Raw genomic sequence first — 25,565 nt, 5'->3', positions numbered from 1 at the left:
ATCAGAGACAGGAATGCGATTCTGGCACCTTGCGCATCACCAGTAAGATCTGGCCCACATGCAGACCAAACTTGGACATACGGGTTTCATTAACGACTACCCCGTCCGCCACCTGAAACATCCAGTCATCCATATGCAGATCGATGGTGTCTCCCGGTTCGCCGTAGCGCAGTGTGTAGCTCATGGAAATTGCGTTACCTGCCCAACGCATCAGAGTAGGTTCAGGGACATCACCCGCGCTCGCCTGCAGTGCTGGCCCCTCTTCCGTGGTGACAGGTGAGAACGTCCAGATCCGGGTTTCTTCGACAGGCGCTGCCCCGGGCTCATCGTAAAAATAGAACACCTCATCAAGGGTTCCTTCACCCAGATCATTCCAGCTGCCGTACAGAACCGCATTAAAGTGGCGTATTTCGGCGCCTGAACGGTCCCGCACAACGCCGTCGGCACAAAGCTTCCCGTTGAAGAACTCCTGCGGGATTAATGCGGGCTCGCGACCATCAGCATGATTGACATCCAGGGAGCTGCATGAAGCGATGATCACCGACGAGGCGAGTAAAGACAGGGACGTTTTTATCGACATGTTACACCCGGAATATTAAACACAAGTTATTCAAAACCTATACAGAATATCCCGAGCGTAAAACCTATAGCAAGTTAAAGGCCGTAAGTATTCATCAACCAACCGATAAGAAGCACTTGCGGTACCGTTACCAACGGCAGAAACAGGGCAATCTTCCAGCTGCGGGTCGTTTCTTTGAGAGCCATGATCTCAGTGTAATCGGTGGCCGCCCCTGCCATCAGAAAGGTAAAGGCGTTACCCGGAGCACCCGCACGATTGAACAGGTCTGCTGCAATCGGGCTTGAGCCTTCCGAACAGACCTCAATCAGAGTGGTTGCCAACAGAGTCAACAGCAGCCCTGTCATACTGGCCCCGAACCACACACCAAAGCTCTCGGGGGGAACAAACGCACGAATAAGCGCCACCAGCACAACGCCAAACACCACCCAACGCAGCACCATCTTAGATTCCTTCAGGCCCTGCCAGAACATCAACAGCAACGCACGCGGAGACCAGTCGTTGGCACCCCAGGTGTCCTTCAAAGTCGGCCAGAAAGCGACCTGAGTAAAATCTGCACTGTTTGGGTTTTCGGGCAGTGTTCCGCGATCGACCAGTCGGTCAAAAATCCAGCCACTCACCCAGGCAATCACCATGGATGCTGCGATAAAGAGCAAGGTCCATTGCAAGCCGATCAGGCCCACCAGAATGAGTGTCAGTGTCAGTGAATTCCAGGGGCTTGCGATCAGAAATGCCATCACCTGACCGATACTTGCGCCCCGTTCGTACAGTTTCATGCCAACCATCAGAATGCCGTGATTACACAGGTCCAGCATCAGGCCAGCGACGGTTGCCCGGAAGACCCCCCGCTTACTTCCGCCCTTACCCAGCACAGACATGACCAGCTCGCGGGGAATCCTGCCAAGAATACCGACGAAAAACGCAGCCGAGAGAATGCCCCACCACATGGCGTTGACCATCTCGTAACTGGTGTGAAACATGGTGCCCAACCAATCCGGAACCGTACCGTCATGACCGACCAGCAGATAGCCGGCGTAACCAAGAATCACGGCTGGCAGACAGCTCCACATGATCCAGTCGCGTGATTGCTTACCCTCTGGGGCGCAGCAGCCTCCAGCATCTTCCTGCGTTGCAGCAGAGCCACAACAACTGCCTGCTGCCGAGGGTTGAGTGGTCGCACAGTGAGAGGATTCAACCGGCTCAGTGCTGCAGCAACTGCTCTTCGTCACTGGCTTCTCTGCACAACAGCCTGTGGTTTCCTGCGTTGTACTGCTTTTATCCTTTGTACCGCTTTCGCTCCCACCGCCGCAGCAGGAGGGTTTCTGATCATGACTCATGTTGTGCTCCTTCAATCAGGTGGCAGATATGTTCGCCGCAGGGCTCACAGTCCGGCATGCCCTCCCAGGCACGGGTGGCGTCTTCCATGCGCCGCACCAGAGATTCAAGCGACGCAAGCTTCTGCCGGGCCTGTGACAGCCGCAGTTCAATTAACTCACGGGCGTGTGGGCACGGAGATTCTCCCCGTCCGGCGTCATCGAGAAGCTGTCGGATGTCATCAAGCGTGAAACCCAACTCCCGGGCGTTCAGAATAAATCCCAGTACTTTCAGATCTTCGTCATTAAATCTGTGATACCCCGAATCATCTTTACCTGGCTGAACCAGGCCGATCCGCACATAGTGACGGACAGTATCGGCATTGACCGAAAAGCGGGTCGCAACCTGCTGTACACGCAAACTTGCAGACATAATACTTACCCTATCCCGTTGATCTGTGAGCCAGAATAAACCTTTGAGTTACTCGCAGGTCAAGAGGCCTGTTAAATATAAGTGTTTCAGCCATCAGGTCTGCTCACCCCGTCTACACTGAAAGAGAACGTTTTACAGGCATTTTCATGAAAGGATTTCTACTTTTCCTGCTGGTTCTGGCCATGCCCGCACTTTCCAGCGTCATTGAAGTCCCTGCTCAGGTGCATTCGTTGCGCCTGGCAGAAGGGCTCCAGTACCTGCATGTCAGGCGCGACAGCCATACTCTGCCTGACGCCAGCGAGTCATGGGAAGTGTCCGGAGGCACGCTCGCCTTTGGTTTCGATAAGACACCTCTCTGGGTTCGTTTCGAACTGAAAAACACCGCACCGCAGGCCCGTCACCTGGTACTCGAAATTGCCAATCCTCTGCTGGATCAGGTGGACGTCTGGACGGGCACCGCAGAACACAGCAGCCTGCTGGCATCTGCAGGTGATCAACGCCCACTGAACGGCCAGACGCTGCTGGCACCCAACATTGCGATTCCCCTGGATCTGGCCGCAGGAGAAACGCTTCCTGTTCTGCTTCGGGTAGAAACCTCCGGTAGCCTCAATGTGCCTCTGGCAATCATGGATGTCTCCCACTACACCGGCCAGACCACGGCACTGATTGCCTTTCAGGTGCTGCTGTTGGGCGCGTTACTCGGCATAGGTATTTATCAGTTCATGGTGTTTCTGCAGCTGCGGGAACGGGGCTTCCTGCTTTATTCGCTGTTTATTCTGTTCTCGACACTGACGCTCGCGGGACTACAGGGACTGCCCCATACCTACTTCGGGTCGACCTACCGCCTGTACGCCGACACTATGATTCTGGTCAGCTACGCACTGGCACTGATGTCTGCGTTGTCGTTTATCCTGACCGCCCTGAGCGTCAGAGCATCGCGTCCGGGATATGCCATGGCAGCTCAGGGTCTCACGTTCGCCTGTGCCACCGCACTCTGCCTGATCTCAGTACTTGATTACGGCTTTATGATTCGTCTGATGACCGTACTGTCCTCATCGACGGTAATCGTGGTGATCACCATCCAGGTACGCCGGATGCTCGATCATTATGAACCCGCCTATTACAGCGGGGGCGCTACCATCTTTGCAGGTATTGGCGTCATTCTGTATATCGCAGGCAAAAGCGGCTGGATAGAGCCCAGCCTGCTGACTCACCATGCTGCAGACATTGGTATCCTGCTCATGGCAGTCTTCTATGCGCTGGCACTGTCTCAGCGCATTGATCGGGAACAGAAGCTGCGCATTCAGGCTCAGCGGGCGACGATGAATGCGCAGAAGCAGTTACTGACCACCGAGAAGACCCTCAACAAAGAGCTGGACAATCTCGTTCAGGAGCGCACCCGGGATCTGGAAGAAGCGAACGATAAACTGCGGCACATGAGCCTGACCGACCCACTGACAGGCCTGAGTAACCGCAGACACCTTGATCAGCGACTGGAAAACAGCCTGATTCAGTCACGGAACACAGCCACGCCACTATCGTTGATGATTGCCGATATCGACCACTTCAAACAGATCAACGATACCTATGGACACCCGTTCGGAGATGCGTGTCTGGTCGAAGTAGCCAGAAGAATACAGGCAGAGATCCCGGAGACCTCCAGCACCGCAGCTCGCCTTGGCGGCGAAGAGTTTGTGATTCTGCTGGAAGACACACCACATGAAAAAGCACTGCTTACGGCGGAGGCGATTGCAACAGCTCTGAGGAATACCCCCGTCACCAGTGATGGCCACGAAACCAGACTCACCGCCAGTTTTGGTTTGATAACGACGATTCCTGAATCAGGTACGTCAGGGCTAGACCTCATCAATCGCGCGGACGCGTTGCTCTACCGCGCGAAACAGAATGGCAGAGACCGGATAGAAACCGAGCCGTCCCAGTTGGAGAACTCTCATTCTGTGAACTAATCTGAAAGCTGTAGCGATATGGCTGACTGGTGAGATTGTTCCGATGATTTTCTCTTCTCATGACCGAGATGTGTTTAACGCCCTGTGGCAGGGCAGCGCGATGGCTGAATTGACCCCTGAAGGCAGGATTATCAAGGCCAGCCCCATGTTTTCGGGCAAGTTCGGCGATACAGATCTCAACAACAAAACAGTGAATGATCTGTTTACCGCAGAATCAGACGAACCGCTTAACAAACTGATACGTCGCCAGGAAGCCTTCAGACACACAGGCCTTATCGCCATTGGCAATGACCGCGTCGAACTCGTGGCTACGCCCGTACACAAGCCAGGCCAGGGCCTCAGGCAATGGATAATACAACTACACGCCCGCAAACCCGATGCGGGTGAAACGGCTACCGGGGCGTTGAAAGCGATCAACCAAACGGCGGCAATGATCGAATTTTCACCTGACGGCACAATTATTTCAGCCAACGAGCTCTTTCAGAAAGCCATGGGCTACAGTCTTGCCGAAGTCGCTGGCAAACATCACCGGATGTTCGTCGACGAAACAGAAGCGCAACAACCCGGCTACAAAGAATTCTGGGAACAGCTGGCCAAAGGTAAAGCCAGCGATGGTGAGTTCCGCCGCTTCCGTCGCGACGGCAGCGAGATCTGGCTCAGGGCGACCTACACGCCAATCAAAGATGACCGCGGAAACGTGGTCAAAGTGATCAAGATCGCGCTCGACATCACCGCTAGCATAAAGACTCAGAAAAAAGTACAGATGATCTCTATGGTCAGTGATTGCAGCAGCAACTCCATCGTCATCACCGACTCCGAAGGGAAGATCGTCTATGCAAACAACGCCTTCCTGAATAAAACAGGCTATAGCCGCGAAGAAATCACAGGTAAATCTCCCGGCAGTTTTCTTCAGGGAAAACACACCAACCCGGAAACCGTTGCTTTTATCCGCGAAAAACTTCGCAACGAGGAAGGCTTCTACACAGAAATCCTCAACTACCACAGAGATGGCACGCCCTACTGGACCGCTCTCTCTGTCGACCCTGTCTTCGACAGCTCAGGATGGATAAAAAACTTTGTGTCCGTGCAGGTAGACATCACTGACACAAAAAGTCGTTCGCTCGAATTCACCAAACGGGTTGAGGGCATTGAGGCAACAACGGCTGTCAGTGAGTGGAGCCCCAACGGCCACCTTCAGACGCTTAACCCTCTGATGACCCAGATTCTGGGCTACGGTAAACCAGAAGAAGCCGCGGAGCGATTAGGTAAACTCAGTGCCATTATAGGTGAGCGTGAATTTGGTCGCGTGCTGCGAGGCGAACAGGTAAACGGTGAGTATTCTCTGAATGCCGCCGGTGATAAAAAATGCTGGATGAATCTGTCTGTCTGCCCAATTAAAAACAGCGTGAACGAAGTCAAACAGATCGTGATTTATGGCCTGGATGTTACCTCGAAAGTTGAAGCATCCCGGGTAACCGATCAGGAAATGAGCCAGGTACTGGCGTCCAGCGAGAAAATTTCTGAAATCATTAAAGTGATTAATGACATTTCTGCCCAGACCAACCTGCTGGCACTCAACGCTGCGATCGAAGCTGCCCGGGCAGGAGAAGCAGGTCGCGGATTCGCTGTAGTTGCAGATGAAGTACGCAACCTTGCGACCCGGACGGGAGAATCCGCAACACAGATCCAGACGCTGGTGCAGGAAACCGGAGAACGGGTCAGTGTGCTGGCCCGCTCTCTGAAAAAACTCAGTACCAGCTGACTCAGCGAATCGCCTGACGCCGGACCGCCGTTGGTGAGAAATCGCGCTCTTTCAGATTTTTACTGAAATCCAGAGTGCGATTCCGTTCATTATCCAGACCTTCTGCATAGTAGCGACCGTCCTTCAGGTCATACGTTACCTCAAGGGTCGAATACATCAGCGGAACATCATAATAATTAATCATATGCGCTTCTGAGACCTGCCAGAGCTGCCCATCTTCATCGTATTCTTCCGCGTAAATAATGGCCCAGGTATCTTCGTCGAAATAATACCGGCGCTTGTTATAGCGGTGAGAGAACCCGACCCGGAGTGTTGCTTCAACCACCCAGACACGATGAGCTTCATAACGCAGCAAAGACGGACTGATATGCTGCGCACCCAGGATACTGTCTAAAGACAGACTGCCCTGATGCAGGCGATAAGCATTGTATGGGATATACATTTCACGCTTACCGATCAACGCCCAGTCATAATAATCTGGTGCGCCATTAAACATGTCGACCTGGTCGATGGTCCGTATACCGTTGGTGTTCACATCGGTTGTGTCGTAACCCAGATCTGGTGTCCGGCGCAGGCGTCTCTGCCCTGGCAGATACACCCATGATTTACGTGGCGAGCGGATCTGGTCCAGCGTTTCATGCACCAGAGAAATAGCACCGGCTACCTGTGCAGGCGCCAGGGTTTTAAACATCAGCAGAAAAATGGTGTTATCGATATCTTTCGCGGTTGCACCGGGTTCGCTGTACTTGAAGTAATAGTTATAGTCGCGGAGGGTCTCCATCCGCTGACCATCACGATTGACCGCTGCCGCAACGGCCGAGTACTGGCTGGAATGCCCCCGGAACCTCAGTGTGTGGTTCCAAAGAACCTCAAGGCCATTCTGAGGCACAGGAAAAGGTGAAGACATAGTTGCGTTACGCACGCCCGAGCCGTACTTGATCAGCTCCGCGTTGTTGGCGTTATCTGCAATCGCCCGGTAGACATAATCAGGATACGACGCAGATCTGCGCGTCTGATACACCTCAAGGTAATAATCGGGAAAGGTTTTTAACAGCGCAACCTGGCCTTCCGTCAGACGGTCGCGATGCTGATCAATATTCGCGCCGGTTATGCGAAACAGAGGCTGATCCGCGATAAAAGGATCGGCATGGAAAGCACCGGGCTCGTGACTGTCTGATTTTGGCAGTCCACCCGTCCAGGCGGGAATATCACGACCATTGCCACCCAGCTGCGCTCCTGTGGGCGTCAGATCAGCAGAAGGAAACTGACGCCCCGTCGTATCAGCCATCACAGGCAGAGTGGTCGCCAGGAGAATTGGAAGGATCAGTCGTGTCAGCATTCTCTCGCCCCATTGCGGATTAATGGGCCGGCAGAGTACTTAGTCGTATCAGGCCAAACAAGAAGGCGTTACAAAAATGCTACAAACCGGAGCCCCGTGCAGACTCCGGTCGGCCTTCGTGCGATCAGAGCGTCACTGAGATATCAGAGATAACGGCATTGGCGATTTCACGCGCGCTTTCGATATCCGTGCTTCTGGACAGAGCAACGCCAAGACGGCGTTTGCCTTTCACTTCCGGCTTACCGAACAGGCGAAGTTGGGTATCCGGGCGTCTGAGTGCCTGAAGCAGATTGCCGTACTGCATACTACTGGAATCACCTGCCACCAGCAGAACCGACGAAGCAGACGGGCCGGTCTGAACGATGTTAGGTATGGGCAATCCGAGAATCGCGCGGGCGTGCAGAGCGAACTCAGAGAGATCCTGAGAAATCAGGGTGACCAGGCCGGTATCGTGTGGGCGGGGAGAAACCTCACTGAAGATAACCTCATCGCCTTTAACAAACAGTTCAACACCAAACAGGCCGCGACCACCCAGCTCATCAGTGACTTTGCGGGCGATGTCCTGAGCTGCGGCCAACGCATCGGCTGTCATTGCCTGAGGCTGCCACGACTCCTGGTAATCCCCATCTTCCTGGCGATGTCCTATCGGGTCGCAGAAGCTGGTCACTATGTTGCCATCGCAATCGTTGTGGCGGATCGTCAGGAGGGTAATTTCGAAATCAAAATCCACAAAGCCTTCAACAATGACCTTGCCTTTCCCTGCCCTGCCGCCTTCCTGCGCATACGACCACGCAGCCGCCACCTGATCCTGGTTACGAACAAAACTCTGGCCCTTGCCTGAAGAACTCATGATCGGTTTCACCAGGCACGGCAGGCCGATCTCTCTGACCGCCGCCAGATATTCGTCTTCGGTGGCCGCAAAGCGATAGGTCGAGGTCGGCACTTTCAGGGTTTCTGCCGCCAGACGACGGATGCCTTCCCGGTTCATCGTTAACTGGGTAGCACGCGCAGTCGGAACAACATTGAATCCCTCAGACTCAAGCGCCGCCAGCGTATCCGTCGCAATCGCTTCGATTTCAGGCACGATCAGATGCGGCTGCTCCTGTTCGATCACAGCACGCAGAGCGTCGCCATCCAGCATTGAAATCACATGACTGCGATCGGCCACCTGCATCGCGGGAGCGTTATCGTAGCGATCAACGGCAATAACTTCGCAACCCAGTCGCTGCAGTTCAATCACAACTTCTTTGCCGAGTTCACCGGATCCACACAGCAGAACGCGAGTCGCCACAGGCGAAAAAGGGGTACCAATCGTGGTCATAAAAAAATCCGTGAGAGGCCGTCAGGAACTGACGGGTATAAAATTCATGGCGGCCTGCTCGCGCTCGGCAACCTTCTTCATCACTGTCTGACGTTCGTCTTCTGACATACCGCCCCAGCGGGAAATTTCTTCGCCTGTGCGGTAACAGCCAATACAGACGTCATCACCATCAAGGGCACAGATACTGACACAGGGAGAGCGAACTGCTTGCTGGCTCATACCGACCTCAGAGCTCCACTGCTTCAAGCTGATCAAGGTAGCGCGATGCGTTGTGAACATAGTGCGCAGCGCTACCTTCCAGCATTTTTTTCTGCATATCGTTCAACTGACGTTTAATCACCGCCGGGGCACCAACAACCAGAGAACCATCGGGTATTTCCATCCCTTCGGGCACCAGTGCATTTGCTCCGATGATGCAGTGCTTGCCGATTTTCGCACCATTCAGAATCACCGCATGAATGCCAACCAGAGAGTAGTCTCCAACCTCACAGCCGTGCAGCATCGCCTGATGCCCCACCGTCACCCCCTGCCCCAGGGTCAGTTTAATGCCCGGGTCTGTGTGCAGAACCGCGCCGTCCTGGACATTCGACTGTCGGCCAATCGTGATCGTATCGTTATCGCCACGGAGGATGGCGCCAAACCAGATACTGCACTGATCTTCCAGTACAACATCGCCAATCACACGTGCATTGTCCGCCACGAAGACCGCGTCGCCTTTTTTTGGAACTCGTTGTCCGAGTCGGTAAAACATAGAATTCTCCAATTGCATCAGAACCGGTAGCTGATGTCGCAATCCCAGAAATTGTTCATCATTTCTGCAATCATCATGGCTGTCAGTCCCCAGATATGAAAATTCTCATAGTCGTAGCTGGGAATGCGGATGTTACCACGTTCGAAATAGCGACTGGGCGTCTGACGGAAATGCGACAACGGCACTTCAAACACCGCCTCAAGCTCTCCCGGGTTAGCCACATGATTAAGGCCCGGCGGAATGATTCCCAGCACAGGCGTCACCAGATAACCGAATCGTGAAACGACCTGATCGAGCTCCCCCAGAACGGTGACCTGATCAGGACGCAGACCCACCTCTTCTTCCGCCTCGCGGAGTGCCGTCATCACGATATTATGATCAGTCGCGTCGCGCTTACCGCCCGGAAACGCGACCTCTCCCTGATGAGAAGACAGATTAGATCCGCGCAGCGTCAACAGGACCCGTGGCTCTGCCTCTGCAGTGATCGCTACCAATACTCCCGCCTCCGCGAGATCGGGCTGTGGAACCCTGCGGGGAGAGTGCGTAGCCAGGCGGCTGCTCAGATACTGGTGAAGTTCATGTTCTGTCATGGGCCTATTGTAAGGTCTGTCGATAAAGTGAGCCAGCGTCAGAAAAAACGACACCGCACACCTCAAAATTGGCGATATATGACCATCAATAAGAACTTGTTATTATTAAACCTGTCATTCTGATCGCTAAATGATCTCAACTTTCCGTGAAACCTTTCTCTGAACACTTGATTAACTATCTGTTTTTAAAGGACTTTTTCAGTTAACACAAAGTTACAGTCACATTTTTTTGTTTATATTTCAGTTAGTTAGACAGGTTAAACAATCGCCAGGATGGATGTTTGGGCCAATTTATCTGGGGTAGACTAAATTCCGAACTTTGCAAATTACGCGACATTCCACTGACGTGGTCACAGAACGAGGTATTTAACGTGGAAATGCCATCTTTTGACGAAATGGTCCGCCTGGCGAAAACAGATCCGGAAGCACTTGAGCGCATCCGTCTGCAACTGATCGAAGATACCATTGCAGAAGCACCTGAAGCCTGTCACCGCCGCCTGCGGGGCCTGCAGTTTCAGATAGATATGGAGCGCCGCCGCGCAGGCAATCCAATGGGGGCCTGTGTACGCATCTCTAAGATGATGCACGACTCACTCTACACCCTGCGCCAGACCCTGAACTCAGCCATCGGTGAACCCGTGGATGCTGCGCTTGAAACCTTCGAGCCAGCAAAACCGGCGACCATCGTTGCCTTCCCTATGCAGGCGAACAGCTGATTCTTTATACTCTCCCGGGTCATTCACCCGGGGGAGCCCGATGAAATACTGCAGTTTCTGCCGCGCCGATATTGAATGGCGCATTCCTGATGGCGACAACCGCCCGCGCTACGTCTGCTCCAGCTGTGACAGTATCTTTTATGATAATCCGCGGATTGTTGCAGGCACCCTGCCCGTGTATGAGGGACGCATACTCCTCTGCAAACGCGCTATTTCTCCCCGCAAAGGCTACTGGACTCTGCCGGCCGGCTTTATGGAGAACGGTGAATCTACCGAAGAAGCCGCCATCCGGGAAACTCTGGAAGAAGCCAGCGCCCCGGTCGAACTGGGTGCCCTGTTCAGCATGATCACAGTTCCACATATCAGCCAGGTGCACATATTCTTTCTTGCGCAGATGCCACGGGAAGAGTTCAGTGCCGGAGAAGAAAGTCTGGAGGTCAGGTTATTTTCCCCGGAAGACATTCCCTGGGATGAGCTGGCTTTCCCGACGGTGGGGGAAACCCTGAAACTGTTTCTTAATCAGGCCGCAGGGCCTCACGTTTTCGACATCCGCCCCGATCAGGCAATTCATGCCGGAGACGACTGACTGCCGCTGCGGATCTTCGAGCAGTCAGATGTCCTCAAGGCGCCAGACGTCATACGCTGGCTCTTCATAAGGATGAGCCAGCTTCATCGCACTCACCGCCGAACGGATCAGCGAATCTTCGCAGACCAGCTCAATCCGGTACTCATGTACGGTTTCTAATGATCCCACTTCACCCAGATGAGGCTGAGCCCCAGCTAAAGGGCGGAACTGGCCGGTACCCAATACCTGCCAGCAACAGGAGTCGTAATCACCTATGCGCCCTGCACCCGTTGCAAACACAGCTTGCTTAACAGTCTCGGCATGGCTCTCAGGCACAAAAAATACGAACTTATACATTGGAGATCACTGCGTCAGGTTTTCGAGAAAGATCAGATTCTGCAGAGCGTCATCATCGGAATCACCGCACACTTCTGAGTCAGCCTGAAAACGCAGACAGACCTGAGGGCGCTCCGGTTGACCAAAAATCATGCAGAGATTATCGGCGCCCAACTGCACACAGCGGACACCGGCAGGCTTGCCCTGGGGCATACCGGGGATAGGTGATGTGATAGAGGGTGCGATGCAGCAGGCGCCACACCCGACTCGGCATTCCATCAGAATTCAGCACAGGTCAGTATCGGTACTTCATTCTATCCTGATACTCCTGACGCTTCAGCAACTGCAACATTTTCAGGTTGTAACGCAGCGCGTAACCCCTTGTCCGGAACAGCAGTGATGGATGCTGTTGTATGTCCACCTGCCGATGCCAGTCTCTGTTCAGCATCCGCACGGGCATATCGCGTGAACCTGCCTGATCACGGGCAGGCACTTCTTCCCCATCAGCAACAATGAATCCCACTAAGCCGATGCGACCTTCCTGATAGTCTGCCATCGCCTGATGCTGCGCTGATTTCAGGTGAGTGTCGGCCCATTTCTCAGCATCAAATGCCGCAGAAACCGGTACCAGTGCGACAGAAATCAGTGTAAAGATGGCTCTTAACATAGTTTTCACTCCCTTCAGGCCGGATTCGATGCCCAGTGAAACAGTGTAGCTCTGTTACCCCGGCTTGCCTGTCTGCCCGCACTGGGATAGCCTTGCGCGACGATTTATCCTGGAAACATCCAATGCGTGTTTTACTGTCCCTTGCGCTCTCTGCCCTGATCACATTGCCCGCCGTTGCAGAACCCACTAACTTCAGGGTCGGCCTGGGTATGCTCCGCTATGATGTTCACCCTGCTCCTGACTATATGCCGGACGGAAAACATACAGGGGTGACTCTGATGGCGGAGTTCCCTCAGGATAACTACCACGGTTCACGATTTATTCTCTACAGCCAGGACGACGGCGACGTCTCCCTCTGGGGCTATGAAACCCAGATGATGCTGGGTTACGGACTGGCGCAGCCGGGTTTCCGTATCTACACCGGCCCGGCCTGGCATCGCGAAGTCATCCGTATCGAACGCGATGGCCGCAAGAACCCCGAGATATTCAATGGTTGGGGATGGCAGTTGGGTACGGGCTGGCAGGTTGGCCCTGTAACGCTGGATATCGCCGCCACCTACCGGGATACCCGCGACTACCGTATGGAAAACAAGTTTGCCACGGGCGAGAACACTCCCCCGGCACCTGTGTTAGGCAACCTGTTTTTTAGCTACCGTTTCTGAAGACAAGGATAAAAGCATGACCAATCCGGTGACTGTGAAATATATGTCACGCTCCGAAATCGAGAGTCTGATGTACAGCATGACGGCAGAATCCGGCAACCGCCAGGCTGAACTCTTTGAAGCCCTGGTTCGCCGCCTGCTTGAACTGATGGAACAGGAAGGCCGTTGAGCCGTCAGTTCCGGGTCATCGCCCGGGGTGATGGCTGGCTCGCTGCCGAAAAACCTGCCGGGATCAGCTTTCACAGCGAAGATGGCAGTGCCGGTTTTGTCGCTCAGCTGGAAGCTCAGCTGCAGCACCCTCTCTGGCCTGTCCACCGGTTGGATAAAGTAACTTCCGGTATTCTGCTGTTTGCTACCCGGGCAGACACCGCCGCCTTTCTTTCAGAAGAATTCGCTCAGCGCCGCGCAGAAAAGTTCTATCTCGCCGTGGGCTCAGGCAAACCATCCAAAAAACAGGGTTGGATCAAAGGCGATATGGCGAAAAGCCGCAACGGCAGTTACAAGCTGCTGCGCCAGACCGACAATCCAGCCATCACCCGGTTTCTCAGTCACTTTGACGAAAGCTCAGGCAAACGCCTCTTTCTTCTCAGCCCCAAGACCGGACGCACCCATCAACTGAGAGTCGCGATGAAAAGTCTGGGCACGCCCATCCTCGGCGATCAGAGATATGGCGGCGAAAAAGCCGAACGTACGTATCTGCACGCCTGGATGCTCAGAATTACTGCACCTGATGGCCCTGTTACGCTGACATCTGCCCCCGCGGAATGCTGGCCGGAGCTACCGGCTGACTGGCAGACCCCTTTTAACCTGAACCTCTGACATCTCTGCGGGTTTGACTTGCGTATCGGATCGTCTTTAATTAGCATATTACCAAATAGTAATATTGTTATATTGACAGTCTACTCAACCCGACACGGAGGAACAGAGAATGCAGGCACGTGGTTTACTGATAGGTGCAGCCCTGGGCGTATTTTTCACACCGCAGGCAATGGCAGCCGACCTGCTGTTGGCAGACGTCGCCATTCCCTCCGTGTACGCGCTTGAAGCCAGAGTCGAGCCAGTAAACTCTGGAACGATTTCAGCGCAGACGTCCGGCGTCATCCGTGCGGTGCATGGCGATGTTAACGATCGGGTCAATCAAGGGGATCTGTTGATCGAGATTGATGATACTCAGGCCCGTGCAGAGGTTGCTCAGGCCGACGCCGCGTTGGCCCAGGCCCGGGCCCTGAACGATGATGCCCAGGCGCTGCTGAAGCGCAATACCCGACTGCAGAAACAAGGCACGCTGTCTGAGGGTGAATACGACCGGAGTGTCGCGCAGGCAGGCAGTACGGCCGCCAGTGTTGCCGCAGCCAGAGCCGCTCTGACGCAGGCGCAGGCCCAGCTTTCGTACACCCGGGTGAGTGCTCCCTACGCTGGCATCATCACCGCCCGCCACGTCGAAGTGGGCGAACTGATTAATCCCGGCCAGCCACTGATGAGCGGCTATTCCCCCACAAAACTCCGCGTCGTGACTGATCTGCCGCAACGGCTCGCGAGCCAGTTTAACGACGTTTCACAACTCAGCATCTCTGGCCCCAGCGATATCGCACCCGAGTCCGCTACACTCTTTCCCTATGCAGATCCGCAGCAGCACAGTGTGCGTCTGCGGGCGACCATTCCGGCAGACGCATCAGATCAACTGATGCCCGGACAATGGCTGAAGCTTACATTCCGCACCGGAGAACGCCAGGGTGTCGCCATCCCCGAGTCTGCGCTCCTGACCCGTGGCGAGATGACTGCGGTCTACGTGCATGATCAGGGGAAATACAGCCTGCGTCAGGTGCGCGCAGGCCAGCGCTTCCAGCAGGAGGGCGCCTCCTACATTGAGATTCTCGCGGGTCTGAGGTCCGGTGAGACTATTTCAGATGACGCACTCATGACTCTGCAAGACATCGCCACTGCCGGAGAATAAGTGATGACACAACCATTGGGCATTTCGGGCAGAACCGCAAAAGCATTCCAGAACTCCGCGATTACTCCCTTGCTGGCACTGGTTGGCCTTCTGCTCGGCTTCTTTGCCATCATGGTCACGCCCAAGGAGGAAGAGCCGCAGATTGATGTGACCTTTGCGAATGTCTTCATCGGGTTTGCGGGCGCCAGTGCACGCGAGGTCGAGCAACTCGTATCTGTGCCTGCAGAACAGGTGCTGTCTGAGATCAAAGGCGTCGATGAAATTTTTTCCATCAGTCAGCCGGGTCAGGCCATTATCACAGTGGCGTTCGAAGTCGGCATTCCGCGTGAAGAGGCCATACTGAATCTCTATAACCAGGTGCACAGCAATAACGACTGGTTTCCAGCCAATCTTGGGGTGTCAGAGCCCCTGATCAAACCCATGGGCATCGACGATGTGCCCATCATGAGCCTGACGCTGCGCAGCGTCGACACCGACGTCAGCGCCGCGGATCTGACGGCACTCGCGCATACACTTGAATCGGACCTCAAGCAGATTCCCGGAACGCGGGATATCTATACTCTGGGTGCCCGCAATGCGGTGGTTGAAGTCCGTCTCGACCCCGCCAGAATGAACGGCCACGCACTGGCGTTCAATGATGTCCGCCATGCCCTGCTCAGTGCCAATGCCGGAGGTTATCGCCAGAACCTGATTCAGAATAACGAGGTGATTCAGATCCAGGCGGGGGCATTTCTGCAGAACACCGATGAGATCGGCCAGTTGATTGTTGGCCGCTCTCAGAATGGTGTTGTCTATCTGGCTGACGTGGCTGACATCCGCCTTGGCACTGACACGCCAGAAAACTTCGTCAGATATCTTGCCCCCGGTATGGAGCAGAGCCAGCCAGCGGTCACCCTTGCCATTGCCAAACAACCCGGCATGAACGCCGTCGATATCACACGCGCGATCGAGGCACGTATCAGTGCGCAGAAAAATCGCCTGATTCCTGACAATATCCAGATCGAAATTACCCGCGATTACGGCACGACTGCGAAAGATAAGTCCGATAAGCTGATTGCTAAGCTCCTGTTTGCAACCGCCGCGGTAGTCATTCTGGTATTAGTCACCATGAGCTGGCGAGAAGCCCTGATTGTCGGCGGCGCTATTTTTATTACCCTCGCCATCACACTGTTTGCAAGCTGGGTATGGGGCTTCACGCTGAATCGTGTCTCGTTGTTCGCACTTATTTTCTCCATCGGTATTCTCGTCGATGATGCCATTGTTGTGGTCGAAAACATCCACCGCCACCTTCAGAAAGGCGCGAAGAACCTGCTGGAGGTCATTCCTGCTGCAGTCGACGAAGTGGGCGGCCCCACCATACTCGCGACCTTCACGGTGATTGCTGCACTGATGCCAATGGCGTTTGTATCAGGACTGATGGGGCCGTACATGAGCCCGATCCCGATCAATGCGTCCACCGGCATGCTTATTTCTCTGGTGGTTGCGTTTGTTGTCACGCCCTGGCTGTCGTACCGGCTTCTGCAGCGCTCAGGCCATCATCAGTCTGATATCCACAAAGAAGAAGGTGACTCGCGCCTGCAGGCTGTCTTTGAGAAGACAATGCGTCCGTTTCTGGAGGGAAAAAACGCAGGCAAAAAACGCGGCATGCTGTTCGGGGGGATCACACTTATGATTGCCCTGGCCGTCTCCTTACCTGTGTTCACTGCGGTGGTAATGAAGATGCTGCCGTTCGATAACAAATCCGAGTTCCAGATCATCGTCGATATGCCCGAAGGCACCCCCGCCGAGCAGACACTTGTCGTGCTGGAAGCATTATCCGAAGAGCTGCTCGCGGTTCCTGAAGTCAAAGACCTTCAGCTCTACGCTGCGTCAGCGGCACCTATTAATTTTAACGGCCTGGTTCGCCAGTACTACCTGCGCAGCCTGCCTCATCAGGGCGATATTCAGGTCAACCTGGTTGATAAGCATCTGCGTGGCCGGCAGTCACACGCGATCGCCCTGTCAGTACGGGAGCCACTTCAGGCGATCGGTGAGCGACTGAACGCGAACGTGAAAATCGTTGAAGTTCCTCCCGGACCACCGGTGATGGCTCCGATTGTGGCGGAAGTCTATGGCCCGGATTACGAAGGTCAGATCAGTGCAGCCCAGACACTCAGACAACTCTTTGAGAGCACCCCGGACATTGTCGATAGCGACGATATGGTAGAGCAGGATCAGAAAAAATGGCTGATCCGGATCGACCGTCAGCGGGCCTCTCAGGCGGGCGTTGCACAGGCTGAGATTGTTCAGGCAATCAATACGGCACTTGGAGGGGAAGATGTCAGTTACCTGCACACCGGGCAACACAAATACCCTACCCCGGTGCGCCTGGAAATGCACGAGGCCGGAAAAACCGACCTCAATAATCTGCTGACTCTGAAAGTGCGGGCAGCGGACGGGCAATTTGTCGCGCTGGCCGATCTCATCAATATCGAAGAAAGCCTGGTTGAAAAAACAATTTACCGGAAAAACCTGAAACCCGTGGTGTTCGTAACTGCCGACATGGCCGGCGAACTCGACAGCCCACTGTACGGTCTCTTCAGCATGGCGATGGATATGCCAGACCATGGGATGGACTGGCCCCAATGGTTTATTCAGCAACCTCCGATGGCTGACCGTACCGAAATCAAATGGGATGGCGAATGGCAGATTACCTACGAAACCTTCCGGGACATGGGAATCGCCTACGCCATCGGTATGATCCTGATATACCTGCTGGTCGTCGCTCAGTTCCGCTCCTATCTGGTGCCGCTGGTCATCATGGCCCCGATTCCACTGACAGTGATTGGCGTGATGCCGGGGCACGCACTCTTCGGTGCTCAGTTCACCGCGACCTCAATGATCGGCATGATCGCCCTCGCCGGCATTATTGTGCGTAACTCGATTCTTCTGGTGGACTTCATCAACCAGAAACTCGACGAAGGTATGCGCTTTGAAGACGCAGTCGTCACCTCGGCGGCGGTACGTTCCAAACCGATCGTACTGACCGGCGTCGCGGCAATGACCGGTGCTTTCTTTATTCTTGACGACCCGATCTTTAACGGTCTGGCGATATCTCTGATCTTCGGCATTCTGGTATCGACCGTGCTGACGCTCATTGTCATACCTCTGCTCTACTTCACAGCCTTGAAATCCCGCCTGACGGACAAGTAAAAACAGATAAGCGACAGTGTCAGGCACTGTCGCCTCCTTCCATTGCGCTGACAGAACGATCAGGTAAGATGCCTTCTGCCCCATTGGGATAACAGGGGAGCCAGTGCGCTCGTACATCAGACACAGGATAGCCCGCCTCAACAGCTGTCTAATCCGCCGGACGTTCATTTATTTCACGCTGACATCACTTATTATCGGTGGTATCGCGGCTGCTCTGCTGATCGTCTGGACTTACCAGGTCCAGAGTCACTATTTCGAACAGCGCAGCGACGAAATTCGCGAGGGTTTTACCGAGTCAGTCGCGCATGCGCTCTGGCAGTATGACCGCGAACAGCTGGAGTTTCTGCTTCAGGGCATCCTCTCACAGTCAGACATTGGCTATGCGCGCGCCAGCGACACCATATCGCTGAACGTTGAACACGGTACCCGCCCCTACCACAGCAACATTGCACGCATTCCGCTGAATTACCGCGACCAGAACATCGGAGAGCTGGAGCTGGGCTTCAATGAGCGCCAGATTCTGATTGATACCCTGACCAGCCTGATTCCATATGCAATCACCACCCTGATTCTGCTTCTGGCGCTGGCTGCGACCCTGGTGCTTGTGATGCACAGAGTCGTCGCGCGGCGAATATCGCGGATGGCCGACGAAGCCGAAGCCCGACTGAATCATGGTCTGCATGACCCTCTTGCAGTCGAAACCGGCCCATACGGCGATGAAATCGACCGGCTGATTTCGTCATTTAATGCTCTTAATGACCGGCTGCTCAGCGAGCTGATGCGCAATACCCGCTCGCAACAACAGCTGACGGTCATTAACGCTGAACTGGAAGGACGCGTCGAAGAGCGGACACAGCATCTGAGCGACACCATCTCTCGCCTGAATCAGACATTGGATGACCTGCATACGACTCAGGGCAAGCTCATCGAAGCCGAGAAACTGTCGGCACTGGGTGGGATGATTGCCGCCATTGGCCACGAAGTCGAAACGCCACTCGGGCTCTGCCTTACCATGGAATCCTGCCTGCGCAACGATGTGCGAATGCTGGAAGATACCCTCGGTGACAAGGCCGACGACCGTACGCGTCAGGATCTCGGAGCCGTCACCGAAAGCCTGGATATGCTGCGCGAAAATCTACGTCGGGCCAGTGAGCTGATGGCGAGCTTTAAGGCGGTCAGCGCCGGACAGATCGCAGATGACAGCGACTGGATAAAAATGCGCGACACCATCGAAGAGCTGTTACAGGCCCTCGCCCCGAACCTGCGCGACACTCACCATAAAATTACCGTCGACTGCCCTGCGCATCTGACGATGCAGGTATCTCCGGTTGCGATTCAGCAGATTCTTACCAATCTTATTATGAACTCGCTGACTCACGGGCTTCAGAACCGTGCTGATGGTGAAATTCATATCCGCGTGGGGGAAGACAAGGATAACGTCGTCATTCTCTACACAGATAACGGCACGGGGCTGAGTGAAGAAGCGAAGACCAAGATTTTTGAGCCGCTGTTTACCACACGTCGCGGTAAAGGCGGCACCGGTCTGGGGATGCATCTGGTATACAACATCATCCGCCAGCGCATGAAGGGGGATATCGTCCTCGAGCCTACCGAGAGAGGCGTCGCTTTCCGGATCTCAATGCCAAAACAGAAAGCGCGCCGCCGCAGTATAGCCCGGGACGCTGTTTACTGACCCGCAGCAGCCTGCTGCTGTTGTTCTTCCTCATTCTCAAATAAGCCAAGGAAGTTACTCAGCAGCAGATACAGTGCCGGGAGAACCAGCAGACAAACAAAGGTCGTGAAGAGGATTCCGAAGCCCAGTGATACCGCCATGGGGGTAATAAACTGTGCCTGACGTGAGGTCTCGAACACCATCGGCGCCAGCCCCCCGAAGGTGGTCAGAGTCGTCAGCAGAATCGGCCGGAAACGTCGCACACCCGCCCTGACGATTGCTTCGTATGGCGCCAGCTTATCTCTCCGGTTCAGGCGGTTGGCGTAATCGACCAGAATCAGGCTGTCATTCACCACTACCCCGGCCAACGCGACTACACCCATGATGCTCATAATACTCAGGCCATAGCCAAGCATTATGTGCCCCAACATCGCACCACCGGCGCCGAAGGGAATCACGGCCATGATCAGCAACGGCTGGAAATAGCTGCGGAACGGAATCGCCAGCAACACATAGATCAGCATCAGAGAGAACGCGCCGTATAACATCAGTGACGACATGCTCTCCTGCGTATCGGCCTGACGCCCCCGGAAACCAAAATCAACCGACGGATAGCGGGCTTCCAGATCCGGAAACACTTCAGTACGCAGCAGATTCATGACGGCCGGGATCTGCTCTCTCGGCTCAACTTCTGCGGTTACGTTAACGATCTGTCGTCCGTCTCGGCGCGAGATACTGGCGGGGGAATTTCCCTTCACCAACTCTGCAACTTCAGAAAGTGGTACATAGGCACCGGAAGGCGTCAGTATTTTTAACTGCTCAATATCAGCACTGCGGCTGCGCTCACTTTCCGGCAGGCGCACCAGCACTGTCACTTCACTGGTATTACGCTGCTGACGCAAGGCCCGTGATCCGTACAGTGCCGCACGCACCTGACCGGCAACGTCATCGGCCTCCAGACCCAGGCTGCGGCCTTTTTCTGTCAGTTCGATATCCCACTGAGGCTTACCACTGGTGAACCCGTTGGCAACGTCTTTGACTCCACCAAATCCAGCCAGCTGAACGGCCATATCGGCGCTCGCCTGCTCAAGAATTTCGGTGCGACTGCCGCGCAGTTCGACGGTCAGGCCGGCCCCCCCAGACGGACCACCGCCGCGCTCTGAGTCAAAGGTCAGACTGCGGATCCCCGATATCTCGCCAATTTCGGCGCGCCACAGATTGACCAGCGCTGACGCACTGACCGGACGCTCGCCCGAGTCGACTAGCTTGCCCTGCACTTCGACGGTTGTGCCGTCGATGTCCCCTTCAATACTGACCACCAGCGGGCGACCACGACTCTCAATCTCGTCGTTCACTGCCGTCAGTCGGTCTTCCAGCAACGTTCGGACGGCCAGAGCCTGCGCCATCGGCGCGTTCGAAGGCAGCTCTGCCGTGGCCACCACGAATTCACCTTCAATACGCGGAAACATACTGAAGCCCATCCGCCCGCTCATCGGCCACGCCATCACGATCAGAAGACAGAAAACGGCGACTGCCACCGTCAGTGACGGATATTTCAGGCAACGCTCAAGGACAGGCTGATAGGTGCCGGTAATAAATTGCGTCAGACGTTTATCTGCACGTCGCTGAATCCGCTCGAGCAGGTTAAGAGGAGCATCCGGGCTTTTCTTTTTCAGATGCGCCAGGTGCGTCGGTAGTATAAACAGCGCTTCGATCCAGGAAATCAGGAAGCAGCTGATCACCACAATCGGAATGGCAATAAACAGCTTGCCCATCATGCCCGGTAGCGCCAGCAGAGGTAAGAAGGCGGCAACGTTGGTGAGAATCGCAAAGGCCAGCGGCATGGCCACTTCGCGTGCGCCCTGCACGGCTGCGTCCTGAAAATTCATCCCCTGCTGCATATGTTCGAATATATTTTCACCGGCGATAATGGCGTCATCCACCACGATGCCCAGCGCAATAATAAAGGCGAACATAGAAATCATATTGATGGATACATCCATCGAAGGCAGTAACAGCAATGCGCCCAGAAAAGCCGTCGGAATTCCCATGGTGACCCAGAATGCCAGGCGGTATTCGAGGAAAATACTGAGTAGCACCAACACCAGAATCAGACCGATCGACGCATTTTTCAGCAGCAGGCCAACCCGTTCGTTGTAGGTTTTTCCATCATCGTCAGTCACAATAATTTCGACGCCCGGTGGCAGTGTCGGGATAATTTCTTCGAGCTGTCGGTACGCTGCCTGAGTCACGGTTAACGGTGTCTGATTTTCTGTACGATAGATATCCAGACCAATCGACGTTTTACCGTTATATGTCACCAGACGGTTACTGTCGCTGAAGCCCTCAGTCACAGTCGCAATGTCGCCAAGACGCAGGTGCACCCCGCTTTCGCCGCTGACGACAGGCAGGTCCCGGAATTCTTCCGCCCAGTACAGACGATTATCAAGAGTCACCAGAATATCGCCGCCGTCGGTACGCACGGTACCTGCACTCTGCTCAATCGCATTATTGCCAACGACAGAGGCAACGCTCTGCAGTGTCAGACCATAACTTTCGAGCACTGACTGAGATATTTCGATATGAACTTCTTCGTCTGGCGTGCCTTTCAGCTCAACCTTAGAAATTTCCGGCGCATCCAGAAATTTCTCACGGATCTGCTCTGCCAGTTTTTTCAGTTCGAACTTATCGAGCGGCCCAAAGAGAGCCAATTCCATCACTTCACGACTGTGACTGGCAATCCGGACCACCGGCCGCTCAATCCCGGCAGGAAAGGTAGTGATATTATTTACCGCCTGCTGGATATCCTGATAAGCCTGCTGACGGTCAGTATCGTTGTTCAGTTCGACCGTCACGACAGCCGAACTCTGGGTAGCCGTGGACGTCACTTCGGCAAAGCCATCCAGCCCGCTGAGTTCATTCTCAATCGGCAGCACCACCCCCTGTTCCATTTCTGACGGGGTCGCGCCCGGGTAGGCCACAGACACAATGACCATGTCGGCATCAGTGCTCGGGATAAACTCTTTACGGATCATAAGCGACATCACGAGGCCGCCAATGATCAGAAATGCCATCAGCAGATTAGGCGCAACACCGTGCCGGGTCATCCACGAGACAGGACCTCCACGACGACTCATTCAGACTCTCCTGCAATACGAACCGGCATACCAGGCACCGCGCCGTCCACCTGACTGAGCAGCAGCTGGTCTCCCGCTTCAAAACCTTCTTTAATCCAGACGCTGTCGCGGCCGATGTACTCAGGTGTGACTTCGCGCTTCGCCAGTCGCCCATCACTGACCACCCACACGGTATTGCCGTTATTCAGAGTACGGCGCGGGATCACGAACGTCTCTTTCAGTTGTTTTCCAACCAGGGTGACATTAACGAAATCATTCACCAGCACCAGCGGGCCGGCGCTTTCATCCAGAGGCTTGCTGAGACGCAGAACGACTTTCGCCTGGCGATCTGTGCTGTCAACATCAGGCAATACATTCAACAGATCGGCAGAGCGGACCCGAGTCCCCCAGCCTGATTGAGAAACCTGTGACGGCTGAGAGTGATCGAGCAGCAGCAGGAAGGCGCGCGGAATTTTGACTTCAATCCAGAACTCCGCCGACGCCACAACGCTGAACAGCTCGGTCGAGGCTGATGCCTGACTTCCCGGGCTCACACTCCGGGAAACAATCTGACCATCAAACGGCATGCGGATTTCTGTACGTTTCAGATCGGCTTCTGCCTGCTCGACAGCAGCCTGTGCCGTTGCAACGCTGGCTTCTGCCGCTAATAACTGAGGTTCGCGCAGCACCAGTGCACGATCATCGTCACCTAACTGAGCACCCGAAAGACGGTATTCCTCTTCTGCCAGAGCAACCTGACCTTTCTCAACCGCGAGGTCAGCTTTGGCCTGAGCCAGCGTTGCCCGCGCCTGCTTCAGCGCCAGCCGGTAATCCACATCATCAATGGCCGCCAGCAGAGTCCCCGCTTTCAGGGTCGCCCCGGGTACCGCTTCCGGAGTCACACTGTGAACACGGCCACTGACCTGCGGCATCAGAGACACCATATCCGCTGCAACAACGGTACCGCCAGCCTGCCACTGCGGCCGCACGGAACCTCGCTCCAGAGGCTGTACATCAACCAGCCGGGCAACTTCTTCCGGCGCTTTACGCTGAGGGACGGGCGCAGAATTTTTAATGGCCTGAAAACCGACAATGCCCAACATGATAATCAGGATAGCGATCGCGGCGATCAGCAGAGTCTTTTTAGACGACGGTGTCATTCGGTGTCTCCGAACTGTCCATGACTGACAGATTTATAAACTTGTATGCGTGCCTGCACGTGATTCCAGCGCGCAGCAAGGTACTGGGATTCGAGGTTCAGCAGTTCCTGCTGGGCGTTTAGTAGCTCAAGAAAGTCGAGCTGCCCCCGCGCGTAGTAGTAGTCCTGCAGTTCGAGGGTACGGCGGGCCAGATCGAGCTGCCCATAAAGGCTGGCTGCGGTGCGCGCATAACGGGATTCCTGCACCAGGGCCTCCTGAACTTCCTGCGCAGCCTCCAGCAGAGTACGGGAATACTCTGCAACGGCTTCTGTCTCCAGAGCGCGCTGTCGCTGAACTTCCGCCCGACGCTGTCCACCGTCAATCAATGGCAGTACGAGTGATCCCGCCAGATTGGCAACCCAGTTATCAAAGATCTGACTGAACTCCGGATCTTCCCCACTATATGAAGCGCTGAGCGTCAGGCGCGGGTAGCGGTTGGACTCCGCAATAGCGACGCCAGCAGAGGCAGCCTGTAACGCAAACCACGCCTGCTCAACATCCGGGCGTGCCTGAATAACAGCGACAGGCAGAGCGGTAATCTCACCCGAGATTTCGGGCAGTTTACCGAGCGCTGCGACTTTCTCCGGGGTCAGGTCTGAACGCCCCTGTCCGGTCCAGACGGCCAGTTGCTGAATATAGATATCGCGTTGAGCCTCAGCACTGAGAATATCGACCTGCAGCGACTCAAGCAGTTTCTGTTGTTGCCAGACATCACTCAGTTTGGCCTGACCGCGTTTCTTGCGGCCTTCAATCACTTCCAGTGCGGTCTGCAGACGCTGACGCTGGTCATTCAGTAACGCCAGATTTTCCGCCTGCATCCGCAGCCCCAGCCAGGCGGTGGTGACGTCGCCTGCGATGGTATTGGCTACCGTACGGTACGCAGCAGAGCTGGCCTGAAGATTCATAAACGACTGATTTGATGCCGCGCGGATGCTTCCCCAGATATCAATCTCGTAGCTGGTTGAGAGACCACCAGACCAGGCGGTTGCGGTCGTATCGTCAGCATTCCAGCTGCGTTTTTTACCCAGGGAGGCTTCCAGTGAGGGATAGTAATCACTGCGACTGCCCCGCAGGCCGGCCCGGGCCTGATCCAGTCGCGCCTGCGCTGCCTGCAGACTGAAATTACGCTCAAGCGCGAGCACCATCCACGCGTTCAGCTCGGCATCAGAAAACTGAGTCCACCAATCCACAGGCATTGCTTCGCTGGCGCTTTCCGCCTGGAACACATCATTAAATTCAAACTGGGAGGGCTGTGAAGGAATCACCGTTGTGCAGGCACTGAGCATGCCGACACACATAGCCAAAGGTAATAGAATTGCCGGCTTAGTTGCCGGCTTTTCTGACAGAAATTTCAAAGGACAGACTCCGGATGTCTTAAGTCGTCATATTAGTAACTGAGACTCAGTCGCGAAATCCGGTTTACCCTTCTTTAC

The 25,565-nt window shown here is 54.9% G+C and carries 24 protein-coding genes; 10 read left to right on the top strand and 14 right to left on the bottom strand.

The features are described 5' to 3' along the window. Position 1: 1 nt before the first annotated feature. From Q1L85_RS08090 to Q1L85_RS08080, 3 genes are all read right to left on the bottom strand, one after another. Positions 2-580 (bottom strand): DUF3833 family protein, encoded by a 579-nt coding sequence (locus tag Q1L85_RS08090; RefSeq protein ID WP_300428097.1) that lies wholly within the window; start codon positions 578-580, stop codon positions 2-4. A gap of 74 nt (positions 581-654) precedes the next feature. Next, positions 655-1,914 carry a permease gene (locus Q1L85_RS08085; RefSeq protein ID WP_300428098.1) on the bottom strand — a complete coding sequence of 420 codons (1,260 nt, stop codon included), beginning with the start codon at positions 1,912-1,914 and terminating at the stop codon, positions 655-657. Then, positions 1,904-2,323, bottom strand: coding sequence for a MerR family transcriptional regulator (locus Q1L85_RS08080; RefSeq protein WP_300428099.1), 420 nt, complete (start codon positions 2,321-2,323; stop codon positions 1,904-1,906). Before Q1L85_RS08080 ends, Q1L85_RS08085 begins: the two co-directional genes overlap by 11 nt. 146 nt (positions 2,324-2,469) lie before the next feature. Here Q1L85_RS08080 and Q1L85_RS08075 point away from each other — a divergent pair, with 146 nt between their 5' ends. Further along, a complete protein-coding gene (locus tag Q1L85_RS08075) occupies positions 2,470-4,290 on the top strand; it encodes a diguanylate cyclase (RefSeq protein ID WP_300428100.1) in 1,821 nt (606 codons plus the stop codon). 100 nt (positions 4,291-4,390) lie between these two features. Further along, the gene (locus Q1L85_RS08070; RefSeq protein ID WP_300428101.1) at positions 4,391-6,052 is read left to right on the top strand and encodes a PAS domain-containing protein; all 1,662 of its coding nucleotides are present in this window, start codon (positions 4,391-4,393) and stop codon (positions 6,050-6,052) included. A gap of 1 nt (position 6,053) precedes the next feature. On the opposite strand, the gene Q1L85_RS08065 is transcribed toward Q1L85_RS08070, so the two are convergent. The 5 genes from Q1L85_RS08065 to Q1L85_RS08045 form a co-directional block, all read right to left on the bottom strand. Beyond that, positions 6,054-7,391, bottom strand: coding sequence for a DUF1329 domain-containing protein (locus Q1L85_RS08065; RefSeq protein WP_300432818.1), 1,338 nt, complete (start codon positions 7,389-7,391; stop codon positions 6,054-6,056). A 124-nt stretch (positions 7,392-7,515) separates the two neighbouring features. Continuing rightward, entirely contained in the window at positions 7,516-8,712 is a 1,197-nt protein-coding gene (gene purT, locus Q1L85_RS08060) for a formate-dependent phosphoribosylglycinamide formyltransferase (protein ID WP_300428103.1), read from the bottom strand. A 21-nt stretch (positions 8,713-8,733) separates the two neighbouring features. Continuing rightward, a complete protein-coding gene (locus tag Q1L85_RS08055; protein WP_300428104.1) occupies positions 8,734-8,931 on the bottom strand; it encodes a DUF1289 domain-containing protein in 198 nt (65 codons plus the stop codon). A 7-nt stretch (positions 8,932-8,938) separates the two neighbouring features. After that, positions 8,939-9,463 carry a gamma carbonic anhydrase family protein gene (locus Q1L85_RS08050; RefSeq protein WP_300428106.1) on the bottom strand — a complete coding sequence of 175 codons (525 nt, stop codon included), beginning with the start codon at positions 9,461-9,463 and terminating at the stop codon, positions 8,939-8,941. A 17-nt stretch (positions 9,464-9,480) separates the two neighbouring features. After that, positions 9,481-10,107 (bottom strand): CoA pyrophosphatase, encoded by a 627-nt coding sequence (locus tag Q1L85_RS08045; RefSeq protein WP_300432815.1) that lies wholly within the window; start codon positions 10,105-10,107, stop codon positions 9,481-9,483. A gap of 323 nt (positions 10,108-10,430) precedes the next feature. Here Q1L85_RS08045 and Q1L85_RS08040 point away from each other — a divergent pair, with 323 nt between their 5' ends. Together Q1L85_RS08040 and Q1L85_RS08035 are read left to right on the top strand one after the other, a co-directional pair. Further along, positions 10,431-10,769 carry a DUF3135 domain-containing protein gene (locus tag Q1L85_RS08040; RefSeq protein WP_300428378.1) on the top strand — a complete coding sequence of 113 codons (339 nt, stop codon included), beginning with the start codon at positions 10,431-10,433 and terminating at the stop codon, positions 10,767-10,769. 40 nt (positions 10,770-10,809) lie between these two features. Continuing rightward, a complete protein-coding gene (locus Q1L85_RS08035; protein WP_300428376.1) occupies positions 10,810-11,355 on the top strand; it encodes an NUDIX hydrolase in 546 nt (181 codons plus the stop codon). A gap of 24 nt (positions 11,356-11,379) precedes the next feature. On the opposite strand, the gene Q1L85_RS08030 is transcribed toward Q1L85_RS08035, so the two are convergent. The 3 genes from Q1L85_RS08030 to Q1L85_RS08020 are packed head-to-tail and all read right to left on the bottom strand — an operon-like array spanning position 11,380 to position 12,337. After that, positions 11,380-11,691 (bottom strand): YqfO family protein, encoded by a 312-nt coding sequence (locus Q1L85_RS08030; protein ID WP_300428375.1) that lies wholly within the window; start codon positions 11,689-11,691, stop codon positions 11,380-11,382. 6 nt (positions 11,692-11,697) lie between these two features. Continuing rightward, positions 11,698-11,949, bottom strand: a complete 252-nt coding sequence (locus Q1L85_RS08025) for a YkgJ family cysteine cluster protein (protein ID WP_300428374.1) — start codon at positions 11,947-11,949, stop codon at positions 11,698-11,700. A 16-nt stretch (positions 11,950-11,965) separates the two neighbouring features. Further along, positions 11,966-12,337 carry a hypothetical protein gene (locus tag Q1L85_RS08020; RefSeq protein ID WP_300428373.1) on the bottom strand — a complete coding sequence of 124 codons (372 nt, stop codon included), beginning with the start codon at positions 12,335-12,337 and terminating at the stop codon, positions 11,966-11,968. A gap of 122 nt (positions 12,338-12,459) precedes the next feature. Between Q1L85_RS08020 and Q1L85_RS08015 the strand changes: the two genes are divergently transcribed. The 6 genes from Q1L85_RS08015 (at position 12,460) to Q1L85_RS07990 (ending at position 19,838) form a co-directional block, all read left to right on the top strand. Beyond that, positions 12,460-12,999, top strand: coding sequence for an outer membrane beta-barrel protein (locus Q1L85_RS08015; RefSeq protein WP_300428372.1), 540 nt, complete (start codon positions 12,460-12,462; stop codon positions 12,997-12,999). A 16-nt stretch (positions 13,000-13,015) separates the two neighbouring features. Further along, the gene (locus tag Q1L85_RS08010) at positions 13,016-13,168 is read left to right on the top strand and encodes a cell developmental protein SirA (RefSeq protein WP_300428371.1); all 153 of its coding nucleotides are present in this window, start codon (positions 13,016-13,018) and stop codon (positions 13,166-13,168) included. Continuing rightward, a complete protein-coding gene (locus Q1L85_RS08005) occupies positions 13,165-13,818 on the top strand; it encodes a TIGR01621 family pseudouridine synthase (RefSeq protein ID WP_300428370.1) in 654 nt (217 codons plus the stop codon). Before Q1L85_RS08010 ends, Q1L85_RS08005 begins: the two co-directional genes overlap by 4 nt. A 109-nt stretch (positions 13,819-13,927) precedes the next feature. Further along, the gene (locus tag Q1L85_RS08000) at positions 13,928-14,953 is read left to right on the top strand and encodes an efflux RND transporter periplasmic adaptor subunit (RefSeq protein WP_300432811.1); all 1,026 of its coding nucleotides are present in this window, start codon (positions 13,928-13,930) and stop codon (positions 14,951-14,953) included. 3 nt (positions 14,954-14,956) lie between these two features. Then, on the top strand, positions 14,957-18,145 hold the full coding sequence (locus Q1L85_RS07995; RefSeq protein WP_300432809.1) for an efflux RND transporter permease subunit: 3,189 nt from the start codon (positions 14,957-14,959) through the stop codon (positions 18,143-18,145). 103 nt (positions 18,146-18,248) lie between these two features. Then, positions 18,249-19,838 (top strand): ATP-binding protein, encoded by a 1,590-nt coding sequence (locus Q1L85_RS07990; protein ID WP_300426964.1) that lies wholly within the window; start codon positions 18,249-18,251, stop codon positions 19,836-19,838. Here the strand turns inward: Q1L85_RS07990 and Q1L85_RS07985 are convergent. Genes Q1L85_RS07985 through Q1L85_RS07975 form a run of 3 tightly spaced genes read right to left on the bottom strand, consistent with a single transcriptional unit; the run spans position 19,832 to position 25,487 of the window. Beyond that, complete coding sequence (locus Q1L85_RS07985) at positions 19,832-22,954, bottom strand: efflux RND transporter permease subunit (protein WP_300426963.1); 3,123 nt, start codon at positions 22,952-22,954, stop codon at positions 19,832-19,834. The two genes, Q1L85_RS07990 and Q1L85_RS07985, sit on opposite strands and share 7 nt — an antisense overlap. Further along, positions 22,951-24,093: an efflux RND transporter periplasmic adaptor subunit gene (locus Q1L85_RS07980; RefSeq protein ID WP_300426962.1), complete on the bottom strand. Its 1,143-nt coding sequence runs from the start codon at positions 24,091-24,093 to the stop codon at positions 22,951-22,953. The genes Q1L85_RS07985 and Q1L85_RS07980 overlap by 4 nt, the downstream gene beginning before the upstream one ends. Continuing rightward, on the bottom strand, positions 24,090-25,487 hold the full coding sequence (locus Q1L85_RS07975; protein ID WP_300426961.1) for a TolC family protein: 1,398 nt from the start codon (positions 25,485-25,487) through the stop codon (positions 24,090-24,092). Before Q1L85_RS07975 ends, Q1L85_RS07980 begins: the two co-directional genes overlap by 4 nt. Positions 25,488-25,565 lie beyond the last annotated feature (78 nt).

The organism is uncultured Thalassolituus sp. (genome assembly GCF_950066645.1).
Classification (GTDB): domain Bacteria; phylum Pseudomonadota; class Gammaproteobacteria; order Pseudomonadales; family Oceanobacteraceae; genus Thalassolituus.
The sequence above is the reverse complement of the archived record's forward strand: the minus strand, read 5'-3'. Positions and strand labels throughout refer to the sequence as shown.